Source organism: Collinsella tanakaei (genome assembly GCF_016900375.1).
Classification (GTDB): Bacteria; Actinomycetota; Coriobacteriia; order Coriobacteriales; family Coriobacteriaceae; genus Collinsella.
In genome coordinates this window covers 1-25,120 of sequence record NZ_JACJKB010000001.1, presented here as the reverse complement: position 1 = coordinate 25,120, position 25,120 = coordinate 1, and the positions used below count along the sequence as shown (strand labels likewise).

Sequence of the window (25,120 nt, the reverse complement as noted above, 5' to 3'; positions counted from 1 at the left end):
CGTGGCGCCTCCCGGCTACGTCCCCAGAGAGGCCAGCGGAGGGCCCGCGCGGAAATGTCCACTTTCATCTCCGTCCTGAAAGTGGACATTGGCGGGTGGCGATCTTGGCGAGAAGGGCCGGTGAGTGGGATACCACGACGAGGCCGATGGCTCGTTCGCGGGCGATGGCGAGCACGCGATGCCAGATCTCCGCCTGGGTCACGGCATCGAGCATCGCGGTCATCTCGTCGCAGAGCAGGTAGCGCGGCTCGGCCAGCAGGGCGCGGGCGATGCAGAAGCGCATGAGCTCGCCGCCCGACAACTCATGGGGAAACCGCGACAGCCATTCCCCGCGAATACCCAGCAGCTCGCGCAGGCCCGTCTCCTCAGCGCGATCGAGCGCATCGGCAACCGAACGCCCGGCCGCACCCTCTGCGAGCGAGGCACCCATGCGCATCCGAGGGTCGAACGCGAGCTCCGGATGCTGCGAGACCAGCTGCACCGGCAGCGCGCGCCGCCCCGAAGGCCTCCGCCCCAAAAGCGGCTCGCCATCGACCAGCACCTCGCCTCGCTGCGGTTCAAGCTGCCCCGCCATAATTCGGCAAAGCGTCGTCTTGCCCCTCCCCGAGGGCGCGACGAGCGCCACGCGCTCCCCCGGCTCCACCTCAAGCGAAAACCCATCGTACAGCGGCTCGCGCCCCGGATAGGCAAACGCGATATCACGCGCAACCAGACTCATAGGGCACCTCCTGCCATCTCCCCCGCCGAACTGCCGAACTGCCCCTCGTCCGCCACGGCGAACCCGTTGCTCGGCATCGCATGCCAAAGCGCCCGCGAGAAGGGATGACGCAGCAGCGTGGGATTGGAAAAGCTCTCCGCGGCCGTTTCCTCCACGATCGTGCCCTCGCGAAACACCGCCACACGGTCCGCCACGCGCAGGGCGAGCTCGATATCGTGCGTGATGAGCATCACGCCTCCCCCGCCGTCGGCAAATGATCGCAGGTCATCCAGGGCGTGAACCGCAAGTTCGAGGTCGAGACCGGGCGTCGGCTCATCGGCCACGATAAGCCGTGGGTCGTCAATAAGAGCGCAGAGCAGCAGCACGCGCCGCGCCATACCGCCCGAGAGCTCGTGCGGATAGGCTCGCTCGACGGACGCGGGAAGGCCGTACGCCGCCATGAGGTCGCGCATCCGCGCCACGCGCCGGCTTCGCTCGGCTCCGCGGCACAAACCCACGATCTGCGCCCCCACGCGCATGAGCGGATCGAGATGGGACACGCTCTGGGGCACGAGCGAGATGCCATGCCCACGCAGGGTGGAAAGGCGCGAAGCGTCCATCGGCTCGCCATCGAACCATATGCGACCAGAAACGTGGACATTCGGCTCGTACAGCCCGAGCACCGCATCGGCAAGCAGGGTCTTTCCCGAGCCGCTCGCGCCCACGACCGCGAGGATCTCGCCCTCGTGAACCGAGACCGTCAGGTCATGCAGCTGCTCGAGGTCGACCCGTCCCGCGCGAAAATACGGCGCTCGGGAATCGTACAGGGAAAACGAGACCGAAAGCCCCTCAATCGAGAGCAGATGATGGTCGCCCGGATGGCGCGACGCCTCGGCATGCGAATGGTGATGGTGCAGCTCGGCGTCTGCATGGGGGCCATGGGGCGCCTCCGCGCAAGCTTCGCCGTTACCGGCAGCGCCTTCGCCCAAACGGAGCGCAGGAACATCCTCCCTCATAGCTGCACCTCCTCGACCGACATCATCCGGCGCAGGCACGACCCCACGCGGTCGAACAGCAGCACGACGAGCAGGAGCGCCACACCGGGAAACACGGCGAGCCACCAGGAGCCGGCAGTGAGATATCCCATGGCCTCGGACAGGATGACGCCGATGGCGGGCGTCTCCGGAGATAGGCCGAAGCCTAAAAACGTGATGGACGCCTCATGCAGGATCGCATGGGGGAAGAGCAGCACGAGCCCCACGAGATACTGCGGCAGCACGCAGGGAAGCGCATGCGTGAGCGCAAGCCGGACGCCGCCGACGCCGAGCGCGCGCGAGGTGGCGATAAACGGCTGCTCGCGCAGCTGCATGATCTCGGCACGCAGAACACGGGTCAGGCTCGGCCAATGCGTGATGGCAACGCCGACGCACACGCCGAGCGCCCCTCTGCCGAGCGCGTAGCTGATCAAGATCAGCAGGACGATATGGGGGATGCCCATGACGAGGTCGATGAGCCAGCTTACCACGGCATCCGCACGGCGCCCGCCGAGCGCCGAGACCGCGGCGAGCGCCAGCGCCACGAGCGACGACACCACCGCCGACACGAGGCCGATGCCGATCGAGGTCGAAAGCCCCGCAAGGGTCCGCGCGAGCATATCGCGGCCCATCCAGTCGGTACCGAAGAGGTGCGCCGCCGAAGGGGCGAGGTTCTTCGCCGTGAAATCCGTCGCAGAGGCTTCCGAGGTGAGCATCGCCCCGACACCCGTCACGAGCACCAGCAGGGCAGCCGACACCACGAGGCCGATAAGCAGAAGACGACGCCCCTCGAGCACCCGCGCATGCGGCTCGTGGAAGACCGTCACCCCAGCAGATGCTGCCACCTCATGCGCGCGCATCGACAGCCCCCTTCCTCATGCGGGGATCAACGAGGCCATACAGCAGATTCGCCACGAGGTTGCCGGCGAACACGAGGGCGGCCGTCGCGAGCGCAAGGCCCACGAGCAGCGGCGCATCGCCGCCCAAACCGGCCGTCACGGTCGCCTGGCCGATGCCCGGATACGAGAAGACCTGCTCCACGAGGACGGACCCGCCGATGATCTCGCTGACCGAGCCGAACTGGAGGGTTAACGCCGGCAAGGCGAGGTTTCGAAGCCCATGGCGCCACACGATGGCCCACCTGCCCTCGCCGCGCGCGGCGGCAAACCGCGCGTAATCGCTCGAGAGCACATCCACCGTCTTCTCGCGCGTGTGCAGCGCGATATTCGCCACACCTGTCACCGAGAGCGTCAGGGCCGGAAGCACCATGTGGTATAGGCGGTCGGCCAGCGTCACGCCTTCCGACGATACGCCGATGGGCACCGAGAAGCCGACGGGAAACCAGCCGAACTGCACCGCGAGCACCATGAGCACGACGATGGCAAGCCAAAACGTCGGCGTGGCGGACAGCAGATAGCAGTAGCCGCGGACGATGCGGTCGAGCAGGCTTCCACGAAGCGCCCCCGCGAGCACGCCGAGGGCAACCCCCAGCACGCCCGAGATGACCCAGGCGGAGGCGAGCAGCAGCACCGAGTTGCCGGCACGCTCGGCGACGACCTGCACCACCGGCGCGTTGAACCGCAGGCTCTCGCCGAGATCCCCGCGCGCGGCATCCTGCGCCCACGCGAAATAGCGCTCCCACACGGGCTCATCCACACCCCAGCGCTCATCCAGCTGAGCGCGCTTCTCGGCGCTCATGGTGAGCATGGCTGCCTGACCCGTATTCGCCTGCACGGGGTCGATGGGCGACGCCGCCACGAGCACAAAGGTGACCGCGCTGACCGCGACCATCAGCGCGAAGAACCGCACGATCTGCCCGAGCGCGAACCGCAGCATGGCGCCCTCCTCTCCCCTGTTCGAGTTTCTGTGCGTGCGCACCCTACGAGGTCCACGACCATCGGTCGACGTTGTTCACGAGCGACCAGCCATGACCATGGGGGTGCGGCTTCTGCGCACCGATATCGAGCCCCGCACGCTTGAAGTACAGGTGGTCGACGTTCGCGATCCAGAACCAGGTGGCCGCACCCTGGGGCGCGATGCCCTCCTCGCCGTCCCATTGAGCGCGCTGCCAGTACGCATACGATGATTCGATATCCGGCTGCGCGAGCGCGGCATCGAGATACGCATCGACCGTATCGCTCTCGTAGCAGGCGTAGTTGCCCCATCCGGTCGAGTAATTCAGCTCATAGACCTCCACCGGGGAGTTCGAGCCCCAGCCCCAAAGAACGGGCTGCTCGAACTCGTGCGGATAGATCTCGTCCCAGCTGCCGCCGCGCGGCGTGACCTCGATGCCGAATTCGGCCATCTGGTCGGCGAAGTCGTTCGCGAGCGCCTGGCGGACCGAATCGTCGGAGGCGTACCACAGATCGAAAGCGGCGCGCACCCCGTCCTTCACGCGAACGCCGTCATCGCCGACCGTCCAGCCGGCCTCGTCGAGCAGCGCCGCCGCGCCGTCCGGGTCGTACTCCACCCGCATGTCGGCGCTCGCCCAGGGCATGCTGTCGCCCACGCTGTAGGCCAACTGCCCGTAGCCGTTGAGCACATGGTCGATGGCGCGCTGACGGTCGATGCCCAGGTTGATCGCGCGCCGCACGGCGACGTCGCAGGTCACGTCGTTGCCCGCTGGATACTCGTTCGCCCCATCGAGCTTTGTCGAGCCTGCCGGGATGCAGGGCAAAGAGACGCCACGGGAGTCGACGGTACCCAGCGCCGTGAGCTCAAAGCCCGAGAAGCTCTGCTCGGCATGGGTCGCGTAGGTGTAGGCGATATCAACCTGACCCGCCTGAACCGCAGCGAGCGCGGCGTCCTCGTCCATGAAGACGACAACGACCTGGTCCATGACGGGAGGCTCGCCGTAATAGTCGGGGTTGGCACGAAAGATCGCTTGCTGGCCACGGTCCCACTGGACGAGCATATAGCGACCCGAACCGATCGGATTGGCGCCGTAACCCTCTCCGTAGGCGTGCTCGGGCACGATACCCAGAACGGCAAGCGTGTAGAGCAGAGCGTTATGGGGCCGCGTCAGGTGAATCTCGACGGTCGCATCCGAGGTCGCAACGGCCTGATCGACCATCGAGAGGTCTGCCTCCGAGGTGTTCCCGTGGGCGACCTGGTTGATGGTGAAGGCGACATCCGAGGCGGTCAGGCGTTCGCGATCGGTGAACATGACGTCATCGCGGATGGTGAACGTCCAGGTGAGTCCGTCCTCGGAGCAGATATAGTCCGTCGCGAGGTCGTTGACGAAGTTCAGGTTCTCATCGGTCGTGATGAGCGTGGACTGGATGAGCGGCTCGTGCACATGCTCGCCGCAACCCCAGGCGACCAGCGGGTCGAAGCCCGCCGCAGGCTCGCTTCCCGCGTTCATGGCAATGACCACGCGGGTCGTCTCCGAGGTGCCAACAGGCGACTGCGAGGATGCCGTCGCCTCCGGATCATCCTTCGCGCAGCCCGCGAGCGCGGTGGCTGCGAGCGCAAACGCCCCCGCGAGGCCGCGGCGGCTCATCACGAGATGTTCTGCATCCATCACAGTCTCCCGAAAGTGTTACGAATGGTTCGATTCGTGTTATTGACCCGAACCATCATAGCAATATCGGAACGCGAGGGGCAAAACTTTCCCGCTATCGAAAGACGGTATCAACGCTCAGCCGCGCTACAGGTCGAGATACGCCAGCAGATCCTCGCGACGGTTGGGGACCTCCCCGCGCATCGCGGCAGCAAGCGCGCGGCGGAGCAGCTCGCCCAGGCGCGGTCCCGGCTTGGCACCGGCAGCGATCAGGTCGCGCCCGCGCAGATCGAGCGTCTCCAGGCTGTACGCCTCGTGGTTGGCGATAAGCTCGCGTACCATCTCTCGCATGCGCTCGATGTCCTCGACGTAATAGAAGCACGACGGCGCCTTGCCCAGCGCATCGGCGCGCTTGATATCGAACAGCTCGCCCATGAGGCGCGCCGTGTTGAGGCCCTCGCCCGAGAAGATCTGCATGACGCAGAGCAGGTCCTCGCGCTCCGCCATCATCGGGCGGTCGTGATAGCGAATGAGCAGGCAGGCGTCGCGGATGACATCGCCCGAGATTGAAAGGCGCCGCATGATGTCGCGCGCCATCTTGGCCCCCGCCTCGGGGTGGCCGTAGAAGTGGCCGCGGCCGTTCCCATCGACCGTGAAGGTGGCGGGTTTGCCGATATCGTGCAGAAGCGCCGCCCACATGAGCGAGGGCGAAGGCGGCTGATCGGGGTCGCCGCCATCGATGCGGAAGCGCGAGAGCTCGCCCGCAACGGTCAGAACACGCGCGATGTGCTCGTACACGTCGAAGGCGTGATAGGGGCTCTGCTGGTCGAACCCGCGACAGACCGCGAGCTCCGGAATGGCCGCGCACATGAGCTCGGGATAGCGCAGCAGGGCGTCGCCGCCGTGAGCCGATACGAGGATGCCGTCGAGCTCGATGCCCACGCGCTCACGTGCGACGGCATCGAGCAGCGGTGCGCAGCTGGCGAGCGCAGACGCCGTCTCGGGCTCGATCACGAAATCCAGCCGGCATGCGAACCGCACGGCGCGCAGCATGCGCAGGGCATCCTCCTCAAAGCGGCGACGAGGCTCCCCCACCGCGCGAATCACACGGCGCTCAAGGTCGCCCTGGCCGTCGTAGAGGTCGAGCAGACCGCGATCGGGATGCCATGCCATGGCGTTCACGGTGAAGTCGCGGCGCGCAAGATCATCTTCGACGCACGAGGCTTGCGTGACGGACTCCGGATGGCGCCCATCGGTGTAGAAGCCGTCCATGCGGTAAGTGGTGACCTCGATGCGCTCGCCGTCGACCACGGCGGTGATGCCGCCGAAGCGGATGCCGCTCTCCACGACGCCGATGCCTGCGGCCTCGAGGGCGGCCTCGTTATCCTGCCAGGTGCCGGCACAGCAGATGTCGACGTCGTGGCCGTCGATACCCATGAGCGCATCGCGAACCCAGCCTCCGACGACCCAGGCCTCGAGACCGGCGCCTTCCAGCACGCGCAGAACGCGCTCGGCGCGCTCCGAAAGCTCGATTCCATTCAGTTGTGGGCGCATGGTCATCTGACTCACAAGCAACCGCCTTCGCATCCAGCCTACGTGACCTAAGTATAGCCGCCCACGGGACCGCGAGCCCGCTGGCCTCTCTGGGGACGTAGCCGGGAGGCGCCAATCCGGGGACCCCGGCCGGCGGCATTGGTCCCGCCGGCCGGGGTCCCCGGATTGGCGCCTCCCGGCTACGTCCCCAGAGAGGCCAGCTCCGCGCCGCCGGGTGGCCGAAAACATCTCCGTCCTGAAAGTGGACAAAGCCCGCCTGCGGGATGACCTGCAGGCGGGCTGGGCAAACGCTATGAAAGCAGATGGGCTTACTGGCGCTCGAGCTTGCGCACCGCGATGCGGTGGCTGTACTCCTCAACGCGGCCGAAGTCGCCCAGGCCGACGCTCTCGGCGACGTTGGCGCCGGTCGCCAGAGCGAGGCGCAGAGCCTCCTCAACGTTGTCGCGGTTGTGGTACCACTTGAGGATGAACGCGGCAAGCGTGCAGTCGCCAGCGCAGACCGAGGACACGAGGTTGATGTTGAACTCGCGGCGGGCGTACCAGATGTCCTCGCCGTTGGAGAAGTAGGCGTCACCACGGCTACCGCGGGTGAGCAGGATGTTCTGGACACCGATGTCGTGCGCCATCTTCATGGCGACGCGCACCTCGTCATCCGTGTTCACCGGCACGCCGAAGATGGCCTTCATCTCGTGATGGTTCGGCTTGATGAGCAGCGGCTTCTTGTCCGCGAGCTTCTTCAGACGATCGCTGGAGAGGTCGAGGATGACGTCGGCGCCGCGGTCCTGGGCGTGGTCGATGACCTCATCCAGGAAGTAGCGGGAGGCCTTCGGGGGCAGCGAGCCGGAGATAATCAGGCACTCGAGGTCGCCGGTGGTGTCGAGGATGCGATAGAGCTCGCGCTCGCCCTCGGGCGTGAGCGGGGCGCCGGCGTTCAGGATGCCGTACTCGTTCTCGCCGTCGTTGAAGTACGAATTGATGCGCGTGATGCCGTCGATCCAAACCGGGCGGCACAGGCAGCCCATGTTCATGGTCTCATCGACGATGTACTTGCCCGTGAAGCCGGCGAAGAAGCCGAGGGCGACGGAGTCGACACCGAACTTCTTGAGGGCGAACGACACGTCGAGGCCCTTGCCGTTCGGCGTGTAGCTCGCGGTGACCGAGCGGATGTTCTCGTTGGGAATCAACGGAGGACAGGTGACGGTCATGTCGACCGCCGGGTTTGCAGTGAGCGTATAGAACATGGAATCTCCCCTTTCCAAGATGACCGCGCGGGACCGCTCCGAAGCGGCACCACGCGGTCTTATTTAACAATACGCGCGGGCACTGAGGCGCACATGTTTACAGAAGTCTTACTTGGCGTTGGCCTCGAGCAGCGCCTTGACCTCCTCGGCCGTGGAGCACGCGAGCGCCTTGTCGGCGAGCTCCTTGGCCTCGGCAACCGACCACTGCGAGATGGCCTTGCGCGTGCGCAGGATGCTCGGAGCGGAGGTGGAGAACTCGTCCATACCCCAAGCGATCAGCAGCGGCGTCAGCAGCGGATCGGCAGCGGCCTCGCCGCACATGCCGACCATGATGCCCGCCTCGGAGCCGGCCACGATGATGTTGCGGATGGCGCGCAGCACCGCCGGGTAGTACCAGCTGTAGAGGTAGGACACCTTGTCGTTACCGCGGTCGGCAGCCATGGTGTAGCCGGTGAGGTCGTTCGTGCCGATGGAGAAGAAGTCGGCTTCCTTGGCAAGCAGCTCAGGGATGTTCGCGGAGGCAGCGGTCTCGGCCATGATGCCGACCTCGATGTTCTCGTCGAACTTGTAGCCCTCTTCGCTCAGCTCGGCCTTGCACTCGGCAACGAGGTCCTTGACGGCGCGGATTTCCTCGACGCAGGTGACCATGGGGACCATGATCTTGATGTCGCCGAAAGCGCTCGCGCGCAGCAGGGCGCGGAGCTGGACCTTGTACTCGTCGGGATTATCGAGGCAGTAGCGGATGGCGCGGTAACCCATGAAGGGGTTCTCTTCCTTCACGAGCTTGAGATACGGGATCTCCTTGTCGCCGCCCACGTCGAGCGTACGGATGATGACCGGGGCGCCCTTCATGGCAACGGCAACCTTGCGGTAGGCGTCGAACTGCTCCTCCTCGGAGGGCAGCGACTTGGCGTCCATGAACAGGAACTCGGAGCGGAACAGGCCGATGGCCTCGGCATCGTGCTCGATAGCACCCTTGGTGTCGTCGGGGTTGCCGATGTTGCAGGCGAGAATCTTCTTGACGCCGTCGGCGGTGACGGTCGCCTTGCCGCGGAAGGCCTCGAGGGCCTTCTTCTCGGCGGCGAAGTCCTCGGCGCGCTTCGTGTACTCGGCAAGCGTGGCCTCGTCGGGCTCGCCGATGACGACGCCGTGGATGCCGTCGACGATGGCGGTCATGCCGTTGTGGAGGGCGCCGCAGGCGTTGGAGACGGAGAGCACGGCCGGGATCTCGAGGGCGCGCGCGATGATGGCGGAGTGAGAGGTGCGGCCACCGGTCTCGGTGACGATGCCGGCGACATTCTCCTTGTCGATGGTCGCGGTCATCGACGGGGTCAGGTCGTGCACGACGACGATGGTGCCCTCGGGAAGCACGGAGAGGTCGACGACCTCACGGCCGAGCAGCTCGGCCAGGATGCCGGTGCGGATGTCGGCGATGTCGGCCGCGCGCAGGCGGAACATCTCGTCATCCATGGAGAGGAACATGTTCTCGAACATGGTGCTCGTCTCGACGAGCGCCTGCTCGGCGCAGGTGCCGCCCTCGATGGAGGCCTTGATGGAACCGGTAAGCTCCGGATCCTGCGCAAGCATGATGTGGCCGCTCATGATCTCGGCCTCGGCCTCGCCGACGCTCTTCTTCATGTGCTCGGCCTGGGCCGCGGTCTTCTCGCAGAAGACGTCGAGAGCGGCCTGGAAGCGGCTCTTCTCCGCCTCGGTGTCCTCGACGGTGTGCGGTGTGAAGGTCAGATCGGGCTCCACGGCGACTGCTACGGTGCCGATACCGATGCCCTCAGATGCGTTTACTCCCTCGTACATTGATGTTCCTCTCCTATATGCGCCCGGCCTTGCGGCCGAGCCCCCTGCAAAAAGCGCGGGCATCGCACGCGGCGATGCCCGCGCCGAGTATCCAACAAAAGGAAGGTGCGGTGACTATGTAGCGACCAAGCTACTCGCCGAGACCGCTCTTGATGAGCTCAAGAGCAGCAGCCAGGGCCTCGTTCTCGTCGGCGCCGTCGCAGCGGACCTCAACCTCGGTGCCGCAGGGGATGCCAGCAGCCATGAGGGCCATGGGGCTCTTGCCGTTGACCTCCTTGTCGGCGGTGACGATCGTCACGTCGCAGGCATACTTGCCCATGGTGGAGGCGAACAGGCCGGCGGGACGCATGTGCAGACCCTGGGGATTGATGAGGGTAGCCTTCTCGGAAACCATACTTTTCTCCTTTTTCTTCGTGCGCACACCCTAAGCAACGGTAAATCGGGCGCGCCAAAATACGTCACTTAGTGTAACGCAACAGCGGCAAAATGGGATGCAGAACCCCGAGAGCGGTAAAAACGGCCTCGCCGATAGGCGAACGGACGCTCGCGGGCCGCGACTGGAGAAATCCAGTCGAGCTGACCCCCTGGCGGCATGAGACGCCTACGAAAGCCGCGCGTTGATGGCGGCGGCGATGGCGGCGGGGTCGCTCGCCTGCTTGACCTCGCTGCGGAAATCCTCATCCATCAGCGCCTCGGCGATGCGCGAGAGCAACTTGAGATGGACCGAGCCCTCCCCTCCCTCGGGGATAAGCAGGGCGATGGCGACGGTGACGGGACGACCATCCATGGTCTCCCAGCCCTCGACCCCGTCGTCGTCGCGCACGACGATGACGGACGCCCGCCGCACGGTCGGCGACTTGGCATGCGGGATCGCGAAGCCCTCGAGCATACCGGTGGCCCCTTCCGCCTCGCGCTTCAGGAAGGCCGCCTTGAGCTGCGCCGCATCGTCTGCATAGCCCAGCATGACGGCAGAGCGGGACACGAAATCGAGCAGCTCATCGCGATCGCTGAACCCCTCGGCGAAGAATATCGAGCTCTCGGAGACGAAGTCGGGCTCTCGCGGCGAGTCCGCCTCCACCGCGCCATCCGTCAGGCCCAAAGCGCGGTCGACGAGCTCGCCGGCGGAACGGAACGAGAGCGCGCCGGCGATGCCGGAGAACACCAGCGGCTTGCCGGAGAACCGCGAGGTATCGATATGCTCATCCGAGGCGATGATGACCGCTGCGGCCTCATCGATCTCCGCCGGCATGAGCGTGCCCAGCACACCTCCGGGGGCGCGGGTCTCGACGCGGATATCCACGCCGCGCTCGGAGGCGGCATGCTCGAGCGCCTCCTTGGCCATGAGCGCGTGCACCGCGCCGGTGGGATGGCCGGTCACCGCGACGATCTTCTTCTGATGAGCCATGTTCCCTCCCTATCGCGGCCAAGGACCCGTTGCCCCTGCCGCCAAGATCGACCCTATCGTGTTCGCGCTACCGCGCGATCATGCGCTTCAGGGCGCGGGGGACGGCGGTCACCGCCCTGCCGACACGCCACGTCGTGGAGGCCTCGAGCTCCGCCACGCGCGCTTCGGCCCTGCGGGCGCGCTCCGCCTCGTCGCGCGTGCTGCGCAGGTTGCGAACGTCCTGCTGCACGAAGCGCGCCGCCATGGCGAGATGGGCGAAACGCGGGTCGCAAAACGGTTTGAACTCCTCGATGGGCTCGGGGCAGTTCTCCTCGATGATGCCCATGAACCAGATGATGATCGCGCCGATAGCCGCAGCCAGGCGATCCTTGCCTTGCGCGATAGCCTGCTGGCGTTCGAGCTCGAACTCTTGAGCGAGCACCATATGGGCCAAGAAGCGCTTGCCACCCGTGCGGTTATCGGTCGTGACGGTATTGGGGCGCACGACATAGGTGTAGCGTAGCGTGGGGTCGACATCGGCCCTGCGCGAACGCAGGGTCGCCTGGAGCACGAAGAGGTTGTCCTCGTTGACGATGCCCTCGGCAAACCGAATGCCACCTGCGCGCATCGTCTCGAGCTTCGTCATGAGCAGGCACGGCTGGGCGCAGAAGTTGCCGTCCTCCGATTGGCGGATGAACATCTCCTCGCCATCGACGACGCCTTCCGGCTGACGGCGCGCGAAATAGTTCGGATCCTGAGGGTAGTCGCGCTCGCACTCCGCAGGCTCGTAGACCACGCGACCGCCGAAGAACAGCACGTCGAGGTCGGAGGATTCGCACCGCTCGAGCAGCACCCGAAGGGAGCCGTCATCGAGCTCGTCATCCACATCGAAGAAATAGAGGTAGGTTCCCCTCGCCGCATCCATGCCGCGGTTGCGCGCCACGCCGGCACCCGAGTTCTCCTGGCGAAGCAGCGTGACGTTGCCCCACTCGCTCACATAGCGGGAGCACAGCTCGCCCGTCGCGTCCGTCGAGCCGTCATCCACGACGACGACCTCGAACTCGGAGCGCTCAAGGCCCTGGCGGTCGAGGATCTCGAAACACGAGTCGACGAAGCGTTCTGCATTAAACATGGGGACGACGACAGACAAACGGACCATGGGAACCTCGCACTGTATGATTGGTCGTAAACATTCGGAAGGGAAGGCAATGAAATATTACCGCATAGCCATCGTCGCGCCGATGGAATACCGCAACGACGACCTCGTGTGGACCTGCTTCGAGACGCTTCGCCTGGCCGGGCATGCCGTCGAGGTCATCGACCCCCGCAGGTTCGCGAATTGCCTCAACGAGGACGGCAGCCCCGACATGTCCACGCTGAGCACTTTCGTCGATCGGTTCAAGCCCGACTACATCGGCTGCGGGAACGAGACCGCCGAGCAGATCCTCGAGCGGCTCGAGGCGACCGGCAAGGGCTCTGACGCCCCCATCCGTCGCTTCGTGGTCTTTGGCTACGTGGGTCCGAACAACTTCGGCGACGAGCTGATCTTCTCGCTGATCTGCCGCCAGATCGAGAAGCGCTTCGCGGATGCTCACATCCAGCTCATCGGCCACGATCCGAACGCGACGCTCAAGCGCCACGGCATCGTCTCGACGACCTGCGACCGCAAGATCGACGCCGACGTCATGCTGCGCGGCGCCAGCGCGCTCGTGTACATGGCGGGCATCATGTTCGACGACGCCTTCGAGGCATGGAGCGCAGGCCCCGTCGACCCCTTCCTGAACCCCCGCTCCGAGCTCGGCGGCCAGACGACTTACACCCTGATGGCCACCCTGTACGACGTTCCGGCGGTGTTTCTGGGCATCGGCGCCGGACCCCTCGCCAATGCGGACGCGCAGCGCCTCGTGCGCCTCGAGGCGCGCTGCGGTGCCCGCTACCTGCCGCGCGACGCGGAAACCGAGCGGCTCCTGCTTGCGGCGGGCGTTCCCGCCGCGCAGATCGACCGCAAGGCCGATCTCGCATTCACGCTTGAGGACCGATCCATCGGCACGGCGGCCAAAGAGGCCCTGCGTGAGCGCGGCCTCGAGCCGGGCGGATACATCGCCATCTCCCTGCGCGAGCATCGTACCGCCCACGAGAACTTCGTCGACACGATGGCCCAGGCGATTGCCCAGATCTGTCGCAGCCACGAGCTGAAGGCCCTGTTCATCGACCTCTCACCCGAGGACGTCGCCCTCCACCGCGCCATCATCGACCGCATCGGAGACTCCACGATCTGCGCAGCGATCGACTGCTTTGCAGACGGCGACCTCACGGTCGACCTCATCTCCGCGGCGCACGCGGTCATCGCCATGCGCCTGCACTGCTCCATCGTGGCGAACGTCCGCGGCGTGCAGAGCATCGGCCTCGACTATAACGAGAAGATCGCGGCGTATTACGAGCTCATGGACCGCTCGTCCTTCCTCATGCCCATGGACGCGGCAGCCGGCCAGATCGCCGAGGCCTACGATCGCATGGACGCCGAGCGCGAAGGCGATCTTGAACTCATCGCGCAGGGCGCGACGCGATGCCATGCGCTTGCGATGAGCGCATTCGACGAGCTCGAGCGCATCGTGGACGAGCGCCCGATGCCCGTGCTCGAAAAGCGCATGCTCTACCCGCGCGACGTCTCCTTCGAGGAGCAGTGGTGGCACGCCGCCGAGCGCGAGCGCGACGAGGCCCGCGCCGAGCGCGACGCGCTTCGCGCAGAGGCAGACGCCCTGCGCGCCGAGATCGACCGCCTGCGCGAATCCACGGCCTGGCGCGTCGGCCGCGCGATCACCGCCGCCCCGCGCGCCCTCAAGCGCGCCCTCGATTCGAAGCGCGGATAGCCCTGCCTCCCGTGGATGAGCAGCGCCTCTGCCGAAGCGCGGGACCTGCGGTTTTTTTCCATTGGCATCGCAGTCGCGCGCCCCGAGTCTACGTGCGGTGATATTCGGGCGCAGGGAATCCTCGCGGCGCGCGATACGGAAAGCATGTAGAATAGCTGACGGTAATCCATGCGCCATTAGCTCAGTTGGATAGAGCAGGGGACTTCTAATCCCAAGGTCGTTGGTTCGAATCCGACATGGCGCACCCCGCAACATGACAAAGCGCCCCTCTCGGGGCGCTTTTTTCGTTTCGATATAAAGGCACGCTCCCCTATCCGCGCAGCCTGCGCTGGATGGCGCGCGGGATGCGCAGCAGAGCCGTACCGTAGCGGAACTCCGCTGAACGCTGAAGGCGGTCGAGCTCCTCCTCGGAGGCATCCAGCTCAGCATGCGCCGCCTCGAGCTCGGCAATCTTCCTGTTCAGCTGCTCGCGCGTCCTGTGGGCGTCGTCGCGCGCCGCGTCGAGGTCGGCCTCGAGCATGTCGATGGCCTCCTTGTGATCGTCGACGAACTCGCAGTGGTTGCGCATCCAGAAGAACAGGTACGCCAGGGAGTTGCCCGACTCGATCAGGCGCAGGGACTGACGGTCGAGTTCGTTGGCGTAGGTCTCCAGCGGGACGTCGAGCAGCCCCATGCGATTGATGCCGCCGCGATGCAGGGCATCGAAGGCCTCGCTGAAGGCGCGCGGGGTCGTCAGCGAGTTCAGGTTGTACACGGCGCCGCCCAGAGCCCAGCGCACATAGCTCGTGCGGTAGGTCTCGTACAGGCCGCGCGCCTGCAGGTCGCCCTTCAGCTGCGCGAACGCCTCGATGAAATCCTGGGCGTGACGGTCCTTCGTATCCATCGACGACTGCCCCGTGCGCATGCGGTAGTGCGACAGGCGCTCGTAGATCACGCCGATGCGCTTCGCCAGCACGAGCGCCTCGCAGGTGAAAGGCAGGTCCTCGGTACGGAAAAGCGAGGGGAAGCGCAGGCCGTGCTCCTCGATAAACGAGCGGCGGAACAGCTTGTTCCACGGCCAGTTCTGGAAGGAGGTGAAGATGGCATCCGGGTTATCCGACGCGCAAAACGCCTTCTCGCCCTGCTCCTCGAGGCTCACGAAGGCCGGGAACTCGAGCGTACCCACCGCGGGGTGCTGGTCGCGCTGAACGCGGTTGTTGAAGTACCAGACGTCCCAGACCACGATATCGCAGGACAGGTCCTCGGCGCGCGCGACGGCGTGCTCGAGCAGCTCGGGCTCGATGAAGTCATCCGAGTCCATGAACAGCACGTAGGTGCCCTGAGCCTCCTCAAGGCCCTTGTTGCGCGCGCGCCCGGGGCCCAGATGGCGCTGGGTCAGAATGGAGAACGAGGAGAACGAGCCGCTGTCGCGATAGCGCTTCAGCACCTCGAAGGAGTTGTCATCCGAACCGTCATCGATGCAGATGACCTCGAAATCCTGGAAGGTCTGGGCGGAAAGGCTATCGAGGGCGCGCTCGAGATAGGCCGCGCTGTTGAAGACCGGAACGATCACGCTGACGGTGGGAGAAGGCATAGTGGCCCCTTTCAGTACCTCGAACCCCTGCGGCAGACGATCCGCCCGCCTGCGACGACGGCCGCAGGCGGGCGACATGCTTACTGCATGCCCAGATAGCGCTTCCAGAACGCGAGCGAGGTGAGCTCCTCGCGACGCGAGGCGTACTGCTCGCGCAGGCCCTTGATCTCGCGCTTATAGCGCTTCATGTCCTCCTTGTAGCGCTTCTCGATCGCGGCGTAGCGCGCGGAGTCCTTCTTGCGGATGGCGCCGCAGCGGTTGTACCAGTCGATGACGATCAGGTACTTCTTGCCGCGGATCACGCCGGCAGGATACGCCCAGCCGACCACCGGGATGACGGCGTAGCCCTGGCCCTTGTTCACGAGCAGCCTCTGATGGTTGTCGAAGGCGTAATCGGCCATGCGCTGCAAGCGGGTACGCGGCTTGTCGGAGTCGACGAACTGGCGGTCGAGCTTCTTGATGTCGAAATCGGTGAGACCGAGTGCATGCGCCTGGCGCTGAAGCTCGTCGAACGACACGAGCTTCTCCTTGTTGCGGTTCGCGCGCATGAAGGTCTCCTCGGCGACGCCGGGCGTGCTGAAGAAGTCGGGGCCCTTCATGAAGTCCTCGAAGGCGTCGAGCACGAGCTCGGCGTTCGCGTAGCCGAACTTCTTGAGCTCGAGGCGGATGTTGTTGTGCATCTCGTACATGAAGTCCGACTTGGGCGCGAAGCCGGTCGTCGCCTGGGCGATCATGGTGTTGCGCGTCGTCTGGTAGCGCTCCACCGCGGCGTTGTAGCGCACGTGGAACGACAGGTGCCAGATGCACAGGCTGTTCATCGTGATGATGCGGGGCTTGCAGCGCACGCCGTACTCGGCGTCGTCGCAGCGGACGAACACCGACAGCGGCAGGCCGTTCTTCTCGATGACCGAGACGGGGATGCAGCAGTACCACCAGGCGGCATAGCGCTGGTCGAGCTTGACGATCTCCTTGGGGATGGAGAACACCTCGTTGTACACGAGGTCCTCGAACTTGCTGAAGCGCAGCGGGGGCTTGGCGGGAGCGAAGGTGCCCTGCTTCGTCATGAAGCCGGTATCCTCCCACTGCTCGTCGCCCACCTCGTAGTTGAGCATGGCGCCGCTGATGAACGCCTCGGCGTACTCGTCGTTCAGCATGCGGATGAGGTTGTAGGTGCGCTTGATGCTCTCGGGCGACACCGCGACGTCGTCATCCATGAGCAGCACGTGCGTGGCGCGCGGCGTCTGCTCCATGGCCTCGATCATGCCGCGGGTGAAGCCGCCAGCGCCGCCGACGTTGTCGTTCGGCGAGATGGTGATGGCGCCGCCCGCGAGGCGCTCGACATCGAGCGTGCGTCCGTTGTCGATCACGTGCATGGTGAAGTGGCGCGCGATCTCGTCGTCGCTCTCCAGGATCTCCTTGCGGATGAGCCCGATATTGTGCTCGATGAACGCTTCCTTCTTGAAGGTGGTCGTCGCGAGCGCGAGCTCGCAGTCGCGAAGCTCACCGGGGACCTCGACCGAATAGGAGCCGTTGGCGATGTAGACGGGGCCATCGCACACGAGCTCGAAGCCCGTCAGGACGATCTCGTCGGAGGCGACGATCTCGACATCGATCGACTGCCACTCATCGGACGCCGCGAGCGTGATGGCGGTGTCCTCGAGGCGCTTCGGATGGGCCGAGAAGGAATCGGCGACCGTCTGGCAATAGGTGCAGGCGGCACCCTTGACCTCAAGGTGCAGGAAGAACTTGGTCGCCGAGGTGTAGCGACGGAGCTTCATGACCGAAAGCGAGTTGAAGTACGTCGTGAAATCAAAACGACCCTTATCGTACAGCCTCCAGGCACCCGCCTCCTTCTCGTAGACGAACGGCTGGTCGGCGCGGCAGTACAGACCGGGATACCCAACGGAGCGCTCGTTGTGCTCGAGCACGATGTTGGCGAATTTGATGGTTGAGGACATGTGAACTCCCAAGTGAACACGTAGGTGACCTCAACATGATACCCGAACGCCCTGCGCGCGGCGGCCTGTCACACAGGAAGGACAGAGCGCGGAAGGCAGCCGACGGCGTCTCTGGCGAAAGGATTCTCCCCTATGATTCAGCGCGAACGGTACCGCGCGCCATGCACGTGCGGACGGCGCCGCAAAGGGCATCGACGCCGTATCCGGCGAACGGGAACAACATGAGCGCGAACGGGAACACGTAGACGCTCTTGGCCTCCCAGAGCAGGTAGCAGGCAAAACCGCCCAGGAAGGAAACGGCGAGCAGGATGACCGCCGGCCCGAAGGCGCGGTGGTGCCTGACCGTGCAGACGAGTCCCACGGCGCCGCTCAGGTACAGCAGGTTCTGGAAGGCATCCATGTAGGCGATGATCACGCGGTGCGCCAGGTGCCCGCGGCCGATGACCTCGCGCGCAAGCGGCGTGGTGGCATCCGCCAGGGAGGTCGCCGAGTAGTAGATGGACTGGAAGGTCGGCTCAAGCCACTCGGTGATGAGCTTCACCCCGAAGAAGCGCAGCGCGAAGAGCGGATCATGGATGAAGGTCGAAATCGACCACCCGATATGCTGTAGGGCGAAGGCGTTCTGCGCGTCGCCATCCATCCCCGTATCGGCGAAGTTGAGGGCGTAGTCACCCGACCACCAGCCGGGTTTGTCGAGGTACATGCTCCACTCCATGCCCATGGCGATCCAGGACGACTTGGGCATGCCGGATCCGAAGTCCACGCCGACGGTATGCTCGAGCAGCATCACCGGAATGCCCGCCGCCCAGTTGACGACGAGCGCAGCGGCGAGCACGACCAAAAGGAAGCGCAGGCGGCGCTCGCGCAGCAGCACGATGGCCCATGTGAGCACAAGGGCGATGAGCATGAGCACGAAGGTCGACTTGACGGTAAGCGCGATGGCGCAGACGAGACACGACACCCCGAAGGCAGTCCACCGATGACGCGGCGCGTCCTGACAGCGCATGGCGTAGACGTTCAGGGCAAGCACGAGCGAGATCAGGCCCAGACCGATGGCGTTGCCATACACGAGTGCGGCCGACAGCGGCAGCGGCAAAAACGCCACGAGCAGCAGCGAGCAGGCGTTCGTGGCGCCGCGCGAGCTGAACAGCATCTTGCAGATAGCGATCATGCAGCCGGCGGTCAGGGCCACGCATACCGCGTTCAGCAGCTGGAACGGCAGCTGGTTGCCCGATCCGAACAGGGCGTAGACGCCCGCGAGCAGCCAGACCGAGCCGCTTTGGAACGGGTAGATCGAAAGGTAGGGCACGCCGTCGCCCAGATCCTTGCTGAACACGGCGTAGTCGCCCTCGAGTAGGGCCTTCGCGTACGTGTCCAGCCGCAGGGAATCCGCATAGATATTAGTCTCCGTATTGAGCTGGAAGAGCCAGGCCACCGCCACCGCGAAGATGATGGCAACCGAGCAGACGGCAACAGGCGTCGTCGGCAGGTGACGCAACGTGCGGTTGAGACCGCAGAAGACGATGAGCAGGATCGCCGTCGCCAGCGCCGGCAGGGCGACCACGGTGTAGAGCCCCGTGTCTAGCATGGTGACGATCTCGCTGTAGTCGGGCCCCACGACGAAGGCGTGGACATCGGTGTAGAACGTGGAGAGGAAGGGCGCCGCGATGGCCATACCCCCGACCAGCAGGGCGGCGAAGGCGAGCATGAGGGCCGCAAGCATGTCCGCCGCGCGCAGCGATTGCGTGCGATGCGTCTCGTGCATATCGACTGAAGCCAAAGCCCCTCCGTTCCATGCGACATGATGTCGCCGCGCGTGTCCGTTTCGCGCATCTATGTTCCGACCGTGATGCGTAGCCATTCTAACGCCCACAGCATCGCGGCATATACTACAGTGTTTCGGTAGCACTCACTCTGCGCACAAGCGCCCGTTCTAGTTAAGGTCTTTATTGAATGTCCAACACCGCCCGTAAGCAGCGCATACCGGAACTCGATATCGCCCGTGCACTCGCGGTTGTCTCCATCATCATCTACCACACAGGCATCCTGTTCGGCGAGGCATCGTATGACGGCGGCATGCCATGGGACATCGTCAGGTTCCTGGACACCTTCCATCTCTACGTGCTCTTCATCGTTTCGGGCTATCTGACGAACTTCGATGCGCCACTCACCGGCCGAGGCGTCCTCAAATCCGCACGCGGCCTGCTGCTACCCTATCTTGTCTCGTGCCTGATCATCATCGGGGGCGGCGCGATATCGGCCGCCCTCCAGATGGGCGACCCGCTGCTCGCCGCCGGCAACTGGACGCAGGCGGCGCTCTGGGGCGCCGGCTCCGACCACGAGTTCGCCCTCGTGCACGTCCTGCGCATCGGCGGCATCTGGTACCTGCCGGCGCTGTTCTGGGCGAAGCTCTTCATCGGACTCATCGCCAAGCTGAAGCCCAAGGCCAAGACCGTGATGGTCGTGGCGCTGTTCGCCCTCTCCTACATCAGTGGCCTGTTCGTCTGGCTGCCGATGAGCATTCAAAGCGGCCTCGGTGCGATTCTCTACATGTATATCGGCTACCAGCTGCATCGCCATGCGGATCTTGTCGAGCGCTTCCGCGTTCCCATCGTCGCCGTGTCCGCGGTGCTGTGGGGCCTCGCCATCGCGTTTGGCGGCAAATCCTCGCTCTCGATGTGCACCTACCCCGCGGGCATAATCGACATCGCCGGCGGCATCGGCGCCACGCTTTGCATCCTCACGATCGCCAAGCTCATGGCGCGCTTCCTCACGGGTCCCGCCGCCGCGCTCGAGGCTGTCGGCAGAAACACGCTCGCGCTGTTCACCATCCACATCATCGAAGACAACATCACGCCCTGGACGATCGTCATCGACATCCTGCAGAAGACTATCGGCTATAAGCCGGAGACCTGGATCCCGTTCCTGTGCGTCCGCCTGCTCGTGGACGCCCTCCTCATGGGCGTCTTCTACCTGATTCCGCCGCTGCGCATGGTGTTCTTCCCCCATGTGAAGCGCGGGGCAACCCGGCCCATCCGCGGCTTCTGGCGCGCCCTGGGCGAGCAGTCCGCTCCCGCCGAATCGCCCGCCCTGGAAGCCGCCGATCCGCGCGAGGCCGCCCTGCGCCCCCGCGGCAGCCATTTCCGCTCCTAACCTGAGTGTTCAACACCCACAACTAAGGCCCACAACTTGAGGGTAACTCGGTTTACAAACCGCCAGATCCTCAGGTTGTGGGCCTTAGTTGTGGGTGTTTACCTGATCTAACCGCAGCGGCGCCCAAGGCGCCGCGCGCATCAGCGCTCGTCATCCTCCTCGTCGAAGGTGCGCTCGCTCACGATGAAGCGCGGGCGGCGCTTGGCCTCGAGGTAGATGCGCCCGACGTACTCGCCGACGATGCCGATGCCCAGCAGCTGGATGCCGCCGATGAAGCAGACGATCGAGACCATGCTCGCCCAGCCGGCGACCGAATGGCCAAGAAGCGACACGATGACCGCCCAGATCACACCGATGAAGCTGATGAGCGACACGATGAAGCCCAGGCCTGTGATCAGGCGGATGGGCTTCACCGACAGGCTCGTAATGCCGTTCAGCGCAAGCGCGAGCATCTTGCTCAGCGGATAGTGGCTCTCCCCCGCCAGCCGCTCGTGGCGCTCGTAGTACACACTGGTCGACTTAAAGCCCACGAGCGGGACCATGCCACGCAGGAAGAGGTTGACCTCCTCGAAGCGCGAGAGCTCGTCGAGCACGCGGCGTGAAAGCAGGCGGTAGTCGGCATGGTTGTAGACGGTCTCCACGCCCATGCCGTTCATGAGCTTGTAGAACATCTGCGCCGAGGTGCGCTTGAAGAAGGTATCGGTCGCGCGCGATGAGCGCACGCCGTACACGACGTCGCAGCCGTCGAGATACGCACGGAGCATATCCTCCATGGCGCCGATGTCGTCCTGGCCATCGCAGTCGATGCTGATGCTCACATCGCAGAAGCCGCGGCACTCCATGAGGCCCGCAAGCAGGGCGTTCTGGTGGCCGCGGTTGCGAGAAAGGCAGATGCCGCGAAAGACGGGGTCGCTTTTCGCCAGCGACTCGATGATCTCCCACGTGGTGTCGGAGCTACCGTCGTTCACGAACAGGATGCAGCTGTCATCGGCGATATAGCCCCGCTCCTGCAGCAGCTCGAGCTCCCGCTTGAACTGCGGAGCCGTAATCGGCAGGACCTCCTGCTCGTTATAGCAGGGGATCACGATGCACAGGGACGGTTTTCCCATAGATGCCTCTTCCATCACTCAGCTGTCACGACCCTAGACCATCGGACGGCCGACGCCGCTGATCGTGGAGCCGCCGTCCTCGATGGACGCCACGCGCACGCCCGTCGAGGGCGAGTACGCGTCGATGATGCGGTCGTTGCCGACGTAGATCGCCACATGGCCGGGATAGAAGATCAGGTCGCCGGGCTCGCGGTCCTCGTAGTCGACGTGCATGAAGCGGGCGTCGGCGGCCATGTTGTTCGCATCATGCGCATGGAAGGGATCGGTCCAGTGCTTGTAGGGGTTGTAGTCGCCCAGGTCCATGCCCACGGCGTACAGGCACTGCATGACGAGACCGGAGCAATCCACGCCCTCACCCGGAGCGAGCGCATAGTTCCACACGTACTTGGTGCCCAGGTACTCGCGGGCGCGCTTGAGCATGGCGTCGACGCAGTCGTCGCGGTCGGCCTCGACGTCGATCGTGGAGGGCGAGACGTAGTTGAAGCGCGTGGAGGCAGCCGCTGCCGGCAGGCTCACGTTCTTGCTGGAGACCTGGAAGTACTGGGTGGGGTTCTGGTAGCCGATCTTCGTGCAGGCGCCGGTGAGCGTGTCGAAAGTGCGCGAATAGCCGTCGATCACGCGGGTTCCGTACACCATGCGGCCGCTCGTGGTGTCGTAGTAGACCCACTTCGTGCCGCCGTTGCCGTCCGAGATCTCCTTCCAGCCGTACACGATCGCACCGGTGTTCTGGTCGAAATAGACCCAACCGGCCTCATCGCCGCGGCTATCGTCGATATAGCGCTCACCGTGCGCCATGATGCCTGTGATGTAGTCGTAGAAGACCCACTTGGCGCCGCCGTTGCCATCGCTCAGGAGACGGAAACCGTACTGCATGGCACCGGTGATCTCGTCGAACAGGTACCACTTGCCATCGTGATGGCTCTCACCCTTGACGAGCTTGCCGTCGGCACCCAGGCGCACCCACTTGCCGTTGGCGGCGCGCCACTCGAAGGAGGCGTGCTCCCAGGAATAGCCGGCGACGTTGTTGTTCACCGGCACGAAGGCGTCGTGGTTCTTGGCGATGGAGCCGTCCGCCTCCGTCCAGTACCAGGCGTTGGTCGTGGGGTCGTAGAAGAACTTCGACTTTGCGGTGATGCCGTTATCCTGCCAATGCGCAGCCTGAGCGGGCTCGCAGGGATTGCCGGAGGCATCGACCCAGCCGGTGTGGCCGGAGGTGCCGGGCAGCGTGCCGTACCAGTAATTCATGTCGACGCTCGGATCCCAATTGGGAGCGCGGCCGACGATGCCGTCCACGCGGCCCGAGCTCGTGTACTGCCAGACGCTGTAGGCGCCCTCGTAGGTGCAGCTGGTGTAGTACTGGGCAACCCAACGGTTCCAGTTGTTGAACACGGGATCGTTCAAGTGCATGCGCCACCAGGAGAGGCTCGCGTAGACGCCGGGCGTGTAGCCCGCCTGTTGGATCTTGTTGCAGAAGGTCGAGGCCACAGCCGCGAAATCGGCACCGAGCGTCGTGTTGTCCTCCATGTCGAAGTACACGGGAAGCTGGGGGTGATGGCCCTGCAGCGCGTTGATGACGCCGTTCGCCTCGATGTCGGCATCCATATTCGTGCGCGCATAGGAGTAGATGTACACGCCGTACGGGATGCCGAGGCGCTCGACCTCGGCGACGTTGCGGTGCCACTGGGCGTCGTACTCGAAGCCGCCGACGTTCTGGAAGCCCACGCGGATGATCGCGAAGTCGATGCCCGCGGCCTTGACCTTGTTCCAGTCGATCTCGCCCTGGTGGGCGCTGACGTCGATGCCCTGCGCCGTCGCGCCCTCGGGAAGCGCACCCATCGCCTGCAGCGAGATGCCCTCGTCCTCGAGGTCATCGCGCAGCTCGCCTTCCGTGTAGCGCCAGGAGTTCTCGGTGCGGACGCCGTCCTCGGTCTCGGCCTCGGCGGCCTCGGGGTCGGTTGCCTCGGGGTCGGTCGCGGTAGCGTCCTGCTCGGCAACGTCGGTTGCCGCGTCGGCGCCCTCCCTCTTGGACGCGGCCAGGTTCTCCCCCTCCGCGGCGGGCTCGGTCGCCTCGGGCGCCTCGGTGTCGGCGCCGGCATCCTCCGTCACGTTCTCATCGGACTCGAGCACCTCTGCCGTCGAGCCGTCGGCGCTCTCCGACGAAGCGGCCTCGTCATCGACGGCGAACTCATCGGCGGACACGAACGAGACCTGCTCCTGCTGCTCGGCGGATTCGGCGGCAAGCACCTCGGCGTAGACGGAGGCGGGCTGGAGAATCGTCGCCGTGCACATGACGGTCGTAAGCACCGCGGACACGATGCGGTTGAATCGGGTCATATCGCTCCCTTGCTCATACCATGCTCGAAATTCGGCAAGCTCAATCCGTGGAATCGTACCATGATGGACGAAAGGCCCTGCGAACACCTCATATTCAGCGCAGATTCATCAACAGGGCTGCAAAATACCCATGCAGCTCAGAGGGACGGACCCCCTCAGCTCGGCAAGCAAAAGCGCCGGATGCGGGCATGCATCCGGCGCCAGGCCGCAGGTGGGCTACGCCTCGTTGTAGAACGGCGTGGCGTAGCCGGAAAGGTACCAAAGCGTCGAGCTCTCCGCGCACAGGTGGACGTAGCCGTTCACGTGCTCCCACACGTAGATCGTCCGGCCATCAGCCGACACGTGGTCGACGATGCCCGAGTGCGTGGCCGATGCCTCGGGGAACGGGCGCGTCGCGGGAAGGTTATCGACCCAGATATCGCCCGGCTGGGGACGCGTGCCCACGGGGATCGTCCAGCCGCGTGCGATGTACCAATCCCACATCTCGTGAGGCCACGTGGTGGCGCCGCCGTCCATGAACTGGTACTGAAGCCCCGCCTCCTGGAAGCACCAGTACACGAACGCGGTGCAGGGGCCGAAGGAGTTGAAGCTCGAACCCGCCGCGATAGCAGCGTTCTGGTAGCGGTCGCCATCGGTGACACCCGCCTGCGAGGCCGCGACCGCCAGCAGGCGCTCGACGACCCGCTCGCGCGGCAGGCGCTCGCCGGTGTGCTCGTCGAGGTAGTACGGCAGGCCGCCCACCATGACCGAGCCGTGGCGCATGCGGCCGGTGACCTCGTCGTAGCAGACCCACTTGCCCGGGTCCGGGATCCAGGCCCAGCCGTAGTCGACCGCACCGGTCACCGGGTCGAAGTACATCCAGCCCGGCTCGTCGCCGAACGACCCGTCGATGTAGCGCT

General features: G+C 65.1%; 19 protein-coding genes and 1 tRNA gene. 3 read left to right on the top strand and 17 right to left on the bottom strand.

Going from position 1 to position 25,120, the window contains the following annotated elements:
- Nucleotides 1-64 precede the first annotated feature (64 nt).
- The 11 genes from H6A16_RS00100 to H6A16_RS00050 form a co-directional block, all read right to left on the bottom strand.
- Nucleotides 65-718, bottom strand: a complete 654-nt coding sequence (locus H6A16_RS00100; protein WP_204615110.1) for an ABC transporter ATP-binding protein — start codon at nucleotides 716-718, stop codon at nucleotides 65-67.
- Entirely contained in the window at nucleotides 715-1,713 is a 999-nt protein-coding gene (locus tag H6A16_RS00095; protein ID WP_204615107.1) for an ATP-binding cassette domain-containing protein, read from the bottom strand. Before H6A16_RS00095 ends, H6A16_RS00100 begins: the two co-directional genes overlap by 4 nt.
- Nucleotides 1,710-2,591, bottom strand: a complete 882-nt coding sequence (locus H6A16_RS00090) for an ABC transporter permease (RefSeq protein WP_204615106.1) — start codon at nucleotides 2,589-2,591, stop codon at nucleotides 1,710-1,712. The genes H6A16_RS00095 and H6A16_RS00090 overlap by 4 nt, the downstream gene beginning before the upstream one ends.
- Entirely contained in the window at nucleotides 2,578-3,567 is a 990-nt protein-coding gene (locus H6A16_RS00085) for an ABC transporter permease (RefSeq protein WP_204615105.1), read from the bottom strand. Before H6A16_RS00085 ends, H6A16_RS00090 begins: the two co-directional genes overlap by 14 nt.
- Nucleotides 3,568-3,610: 43 nt before the next feature.
- A complete protein-coding gene (locus H6A16_RS00080) occupies nucleotides 3,611-5,254 on the bottom strand; it encodes an ABC transporter substrate-binding protein (protein ID WP_239458081.1) in 1,644 nt (547 codons plus the stop codon).
- A gap of 126 nt (nucleotides 5,255-5,380) precedes the next feature.
- Nucleotides 5,381-6,793, bottom strand: a complete 1,413-nt coding sequence (locus tag H6A16_RS00075; protein ID WP_204615460.1) for a CCA tRNA nucleotidyltransferase — start codon at nucleotides 6,791-6,793, stop codon at nucleotides 5,381-5,383.
- Nucleotides 6,794-7,095: 302 nt separating this feature from the next.
- On the bottom strand, nucleotides 7,096-8,028 hold the full coding sequence (locus tag H6A16_RS00070) for a 1-phosphofructokinase family hexose kinase (RefSeq protein WP_204615103.1): 933 nt from the start codon (nucleotides 8,026-8,028) through the stop codon (nucleotides 7,096-7,098).
- Between the two features lie 108 nt (nucleotides 8,029-8,136).
- Entirely contained in the window at nucleotides 8,137-9,840 is a 1,704-nt protein-coding gene (ptsP, locus tag H6A16_RS00065; RefSeq protein ID WP_204615101.1) for a phosphoenolpyruvate--protein phosphotransferase, read from the bottom strand.
- A 130-nt stretch (nucleotides 9,841-9,970) separates the two neighbouring features.
- The gene (locus H6A16_RS00060; protein WP_204562412.1) at nucleotides 9,971-10,234 is read right to left on the bottom strand and encodes an HPr family phosphocarrier protein; all 264 of its coding nucleotides are present in this window, start codon (nucleotides 10,232-10,234) and stop codon (nucleotides 9,971-9,973) included.
- Nucleotides 10,235-10,441: 207 nt separating this feature from the next.
- The gene (locus H6A16_RS00055; protein ID WP_239458080.1) at nucleotides 10,442-11,245 is read right to left on the bottom strand and encodes a PTS sugar transporter subunit IIA; all 804 of its coding nucleotides are present in this window, start codon (nucleotides 11,243-11,245) and stop codon (nucleotides 10,442-10,444) included.
- A 67-nt stretch (nucleotides 11,246-11,312) separates the two neighbouring features.
- On the bottom strand, nucleotides 11,313-12,383 hold the full coding sequence (locus H6A16_RS00050; RefSeq protein WP_204615099.1) for a glycosyltransferase: 1,071 nt from the start codon (nucleotides 12,381-12,383) through the stop codon (nucleotides 11,313-11,315).
- Nucleotides 12,384-12,432: 49 nt separating this feature from the next.
- On the opposite strand from H6A16_RS00050, the gene H6A16_RS00045 reads away from it, so the two are divergent.
- Together H6A16_RS00045 and H6A16_RS00040 are read left to right on the top strand one after the other, a co-directional pair.
- Nucleotides 12,433-14,094, top strand: coding sequence for a polysaccharide pyruvyl transferase family protein (locus H6A16_RS00045; RefSeq protein WP_204615097.1), 1,662 nt, complete (start codon nucleotides 12,433-12,435; stop codon nucleotides 14,092-14,094).
- Between the two features lie 170 nt (nucleotides 14,095-14,264).
- A tRNA-Arg gene (locus tag H6A16_RS00040) sits at nucleotides 14,265-14,338 on the top strand.
- A 66-nt stretch (nucleotides 14,339-14,404) separates the two neighbouring features.
- Here the strand turns inward: H6A16_RS00040 and H6A16_RS00035 are convergent.
- The 3 genes from H6A16_RS00035 to H6A16_RS00025 form a co-directional block, all read right to left on the bottom strand.
- The gene (locus H6A16_RS00035; RefSeq protein WP_204615095.1) at nucleotides 14,405-15,667 is read right to left on the bottom strand and encodes a glycosyltransferase family 2 protein; all 1,263 of its coding nucleotides are present in this window, start codon (nucleotides 15,665-15,667) and stop codon (nucleotides 14,405-14,407) included.
- 80 nt (nucleotides 15,668-15,747) lie between these two features.
- Entirely contained in the window at nucleotides 15,748-17,625 is a 1,878-nt protein-coding gene (locus H6A16_RS00030) for a glycosyltransferase (protein ID WP_204615093.1), read from the bottom strand.
- A gap of 130 nt (nucleotides 17,626-17,755) precedes the next feature.
- Complete coding sequence (locus H6A16_RS00025) at nucleotides 17,756-19,405, bottom strand: hypothetical protein (protein ID WP_204615091.1); 1,650 nt, start codon at nucleotides 19,403-19,405, stop codon at nucleotides 17,756-17,758.
- A 173-nt stretch (nucleotides 19,406-19,578) separates the two neighbouring features.
- On the opposite strand from H6A16_RS00025, the gene H6A16_RS00020 reads away from it, so the two are divergent.
- Nucleotides 19,579-20,778 (top strand): acyltransferase family protein, encoded by a 1,200-nt coding sequence (locus H6A16_RS00020; protein ID WP_204615089.1) that lies wholly within the window; start codon nucleotides 19,579-19,581, stop codon nucleotides 20,776-20,778.
- A 140-nt stretch (nucleotides 20,779-20,918) separates the two neighbouring features.
- On the opposite strand, the gene H6A16_RS00015 is transcribed toward H6A16_RS00020, so the two are convergent.
- From H6A16_RS00015 to H6A16_RS00005, 3 genes are all read right to left on the bottom strand, one after another.
- Nucleotides 20,919-21,887: a glycosyltransferase family 2 protein gene (locus H6A16_RS00015; RefSeq protein ID WP_239458079.1), complete on the bottom strand. Its 969-nt coding sequence runs from the start codon at nucleotides 21,885-21,887 to the stop codon at nucleotides 20,919-20,921.
- 33 nt (nucleotides 21,888-21,920) lie between these two features.
- On the bottom strand, nucleotides 21,921-24,221 hold the full coding sequence (locus H6A16_RS00010; RefSeq protein WP_204615085.1) for a GH25 family lysozyme: 2,301 nt from the start codon (nucleotides 24,219-24,221) through the stop codon (nucleotides 21,921-21,923).
- Nucleotides 24,222-24,437: 216 nt separating this feature from the next.
- On the bottom strand, nucleotides 24,438-25,120 hold a 683-nt coding region (locus H6A16_RS00005), incomplete at its 5' end, for a CHAP domain-containing protein (RefSeq protein ID WP_204615083.1).

Bases quoted from the DNA above. Each gene is read 5' to 3' on its own strand.
- H6A16_RS00010 (WP_204615085.1), bottom strand. From the start codon at position 24,221: ATGACCCGATTCAACCGCATCGTGTCCGCGGTGCTTACGACCGTCATG.
- H6A16_RS00090 (WP_204615106.1), bottom strand. From the start codon at position 2,591: ATGCGCGCGCATGAGGTGGCAGCATCTGCTGGGGTGACGGTCTTCCAC.
- H6A16_RS00020 (WP_204615089.1), top strand. From the start codon at position 19,579: ATGTCCAACACCGCCCGTAAGCAGCGCATACCGGAACTCGATATCGCC.
- H6A16_RS00070 (WP_204615103.1), bottom strand. From the start codon at position 8,028: ATGTTCTATACGCTCACTGCAAACCCGGCGGTCGACATGACCGTCACC.
- H6A16_RS00075 (WP_204615460.1), bottom strand. From the start codon at position 6,793: ATGACCATGCGCCCACAACTGAATGGAATCGAGCTTTCGGAGCGCGCC.
- H6A16_RS00035 (WP_204615095.1), bottom strand. From the start codon at position 15,667: ATGCCTTCTCCCACCGTCAGCGTGATCGTTCCGGTCTTCAACAGCGCG.
- H6A16_RS00055 (WP_239458080.1), bottom strand. From the start codon at position 11,245: ATGGCTCATCAGAAGAAGATCGTCGCGGTGACCGGCCATCCCACCGGC.
- H6A16_RS00030 (WP_204615093.1), bottom strand. From the start codon at position 17,625: ATGTCCTCAACCATCAAATTCGCCAACATCGTGCTCGAGCACAACGAG.
- H6A16_RS00080 (WP_239458081.1), bottom strand. From the start codon at position 5,254: ATGGATGCAGAACATCTCGTGATGAGCCGCCGCGGCCTCGCGGGGGCG.
- H6A16_RS00045 (WP_204615097.1), top strand. From the start codon at position 12,433: ATGAAATATTACCGCATAGCCATCGTCGCGCCGATGGAATACCGCAAC.
- H6A16_RS00060 (WP_204562412.1), bottom strand. From the start codon at position 10,234: ATGGTTTCCGAGAAGGCTACCCTCATCAATCCCCAGGGTCTGCACATG.
- H6A16_RS00085 (WP_204615105.1), bottom strand. From the start codon at position 3,567: ATGCTGCGGTTCGCGCTCGGGCAGATCGTGCGGTTCTTCGCGCTGATG.
- H6A16_RS00015 (WP_239458079.1), bottom strand. From the start codon at position 21,887: ATGGGAAAACCGTCCCTGTGCATCGTGATCCCCTGCTATAACGAGCAG.
- ptsP (WP_204615101.1), bottom strand. From the start codon at position 9,840: ATGTACGAGGGAGTAAACGCATCTGAGGGCATCGGTATCGGCACCGTA.
- H6A16_RS00100 (WP_204615110.1), bottom strand. From the start codon at position 718: ATGAGTCTGGTTGCGCGTGATATCGCGTTTGCCTATCCGGGGCGCGAG.
- H6A16_RS00050 (WP_204615099.1), bottom strand. From the start codon at position 12,383: ATGGTCCGTTTGTCTGTCGTCGTCCCCATGTTTAATGCAGAACGCTTC.
- H6A16_RS00095 (WP_204615107.1), bottom strand. From the start codon at position 1,713: ATGAGGGAGGATGTTCCTGCGCTCCGTTTGGGCGAAGGCGCTGCCGGT.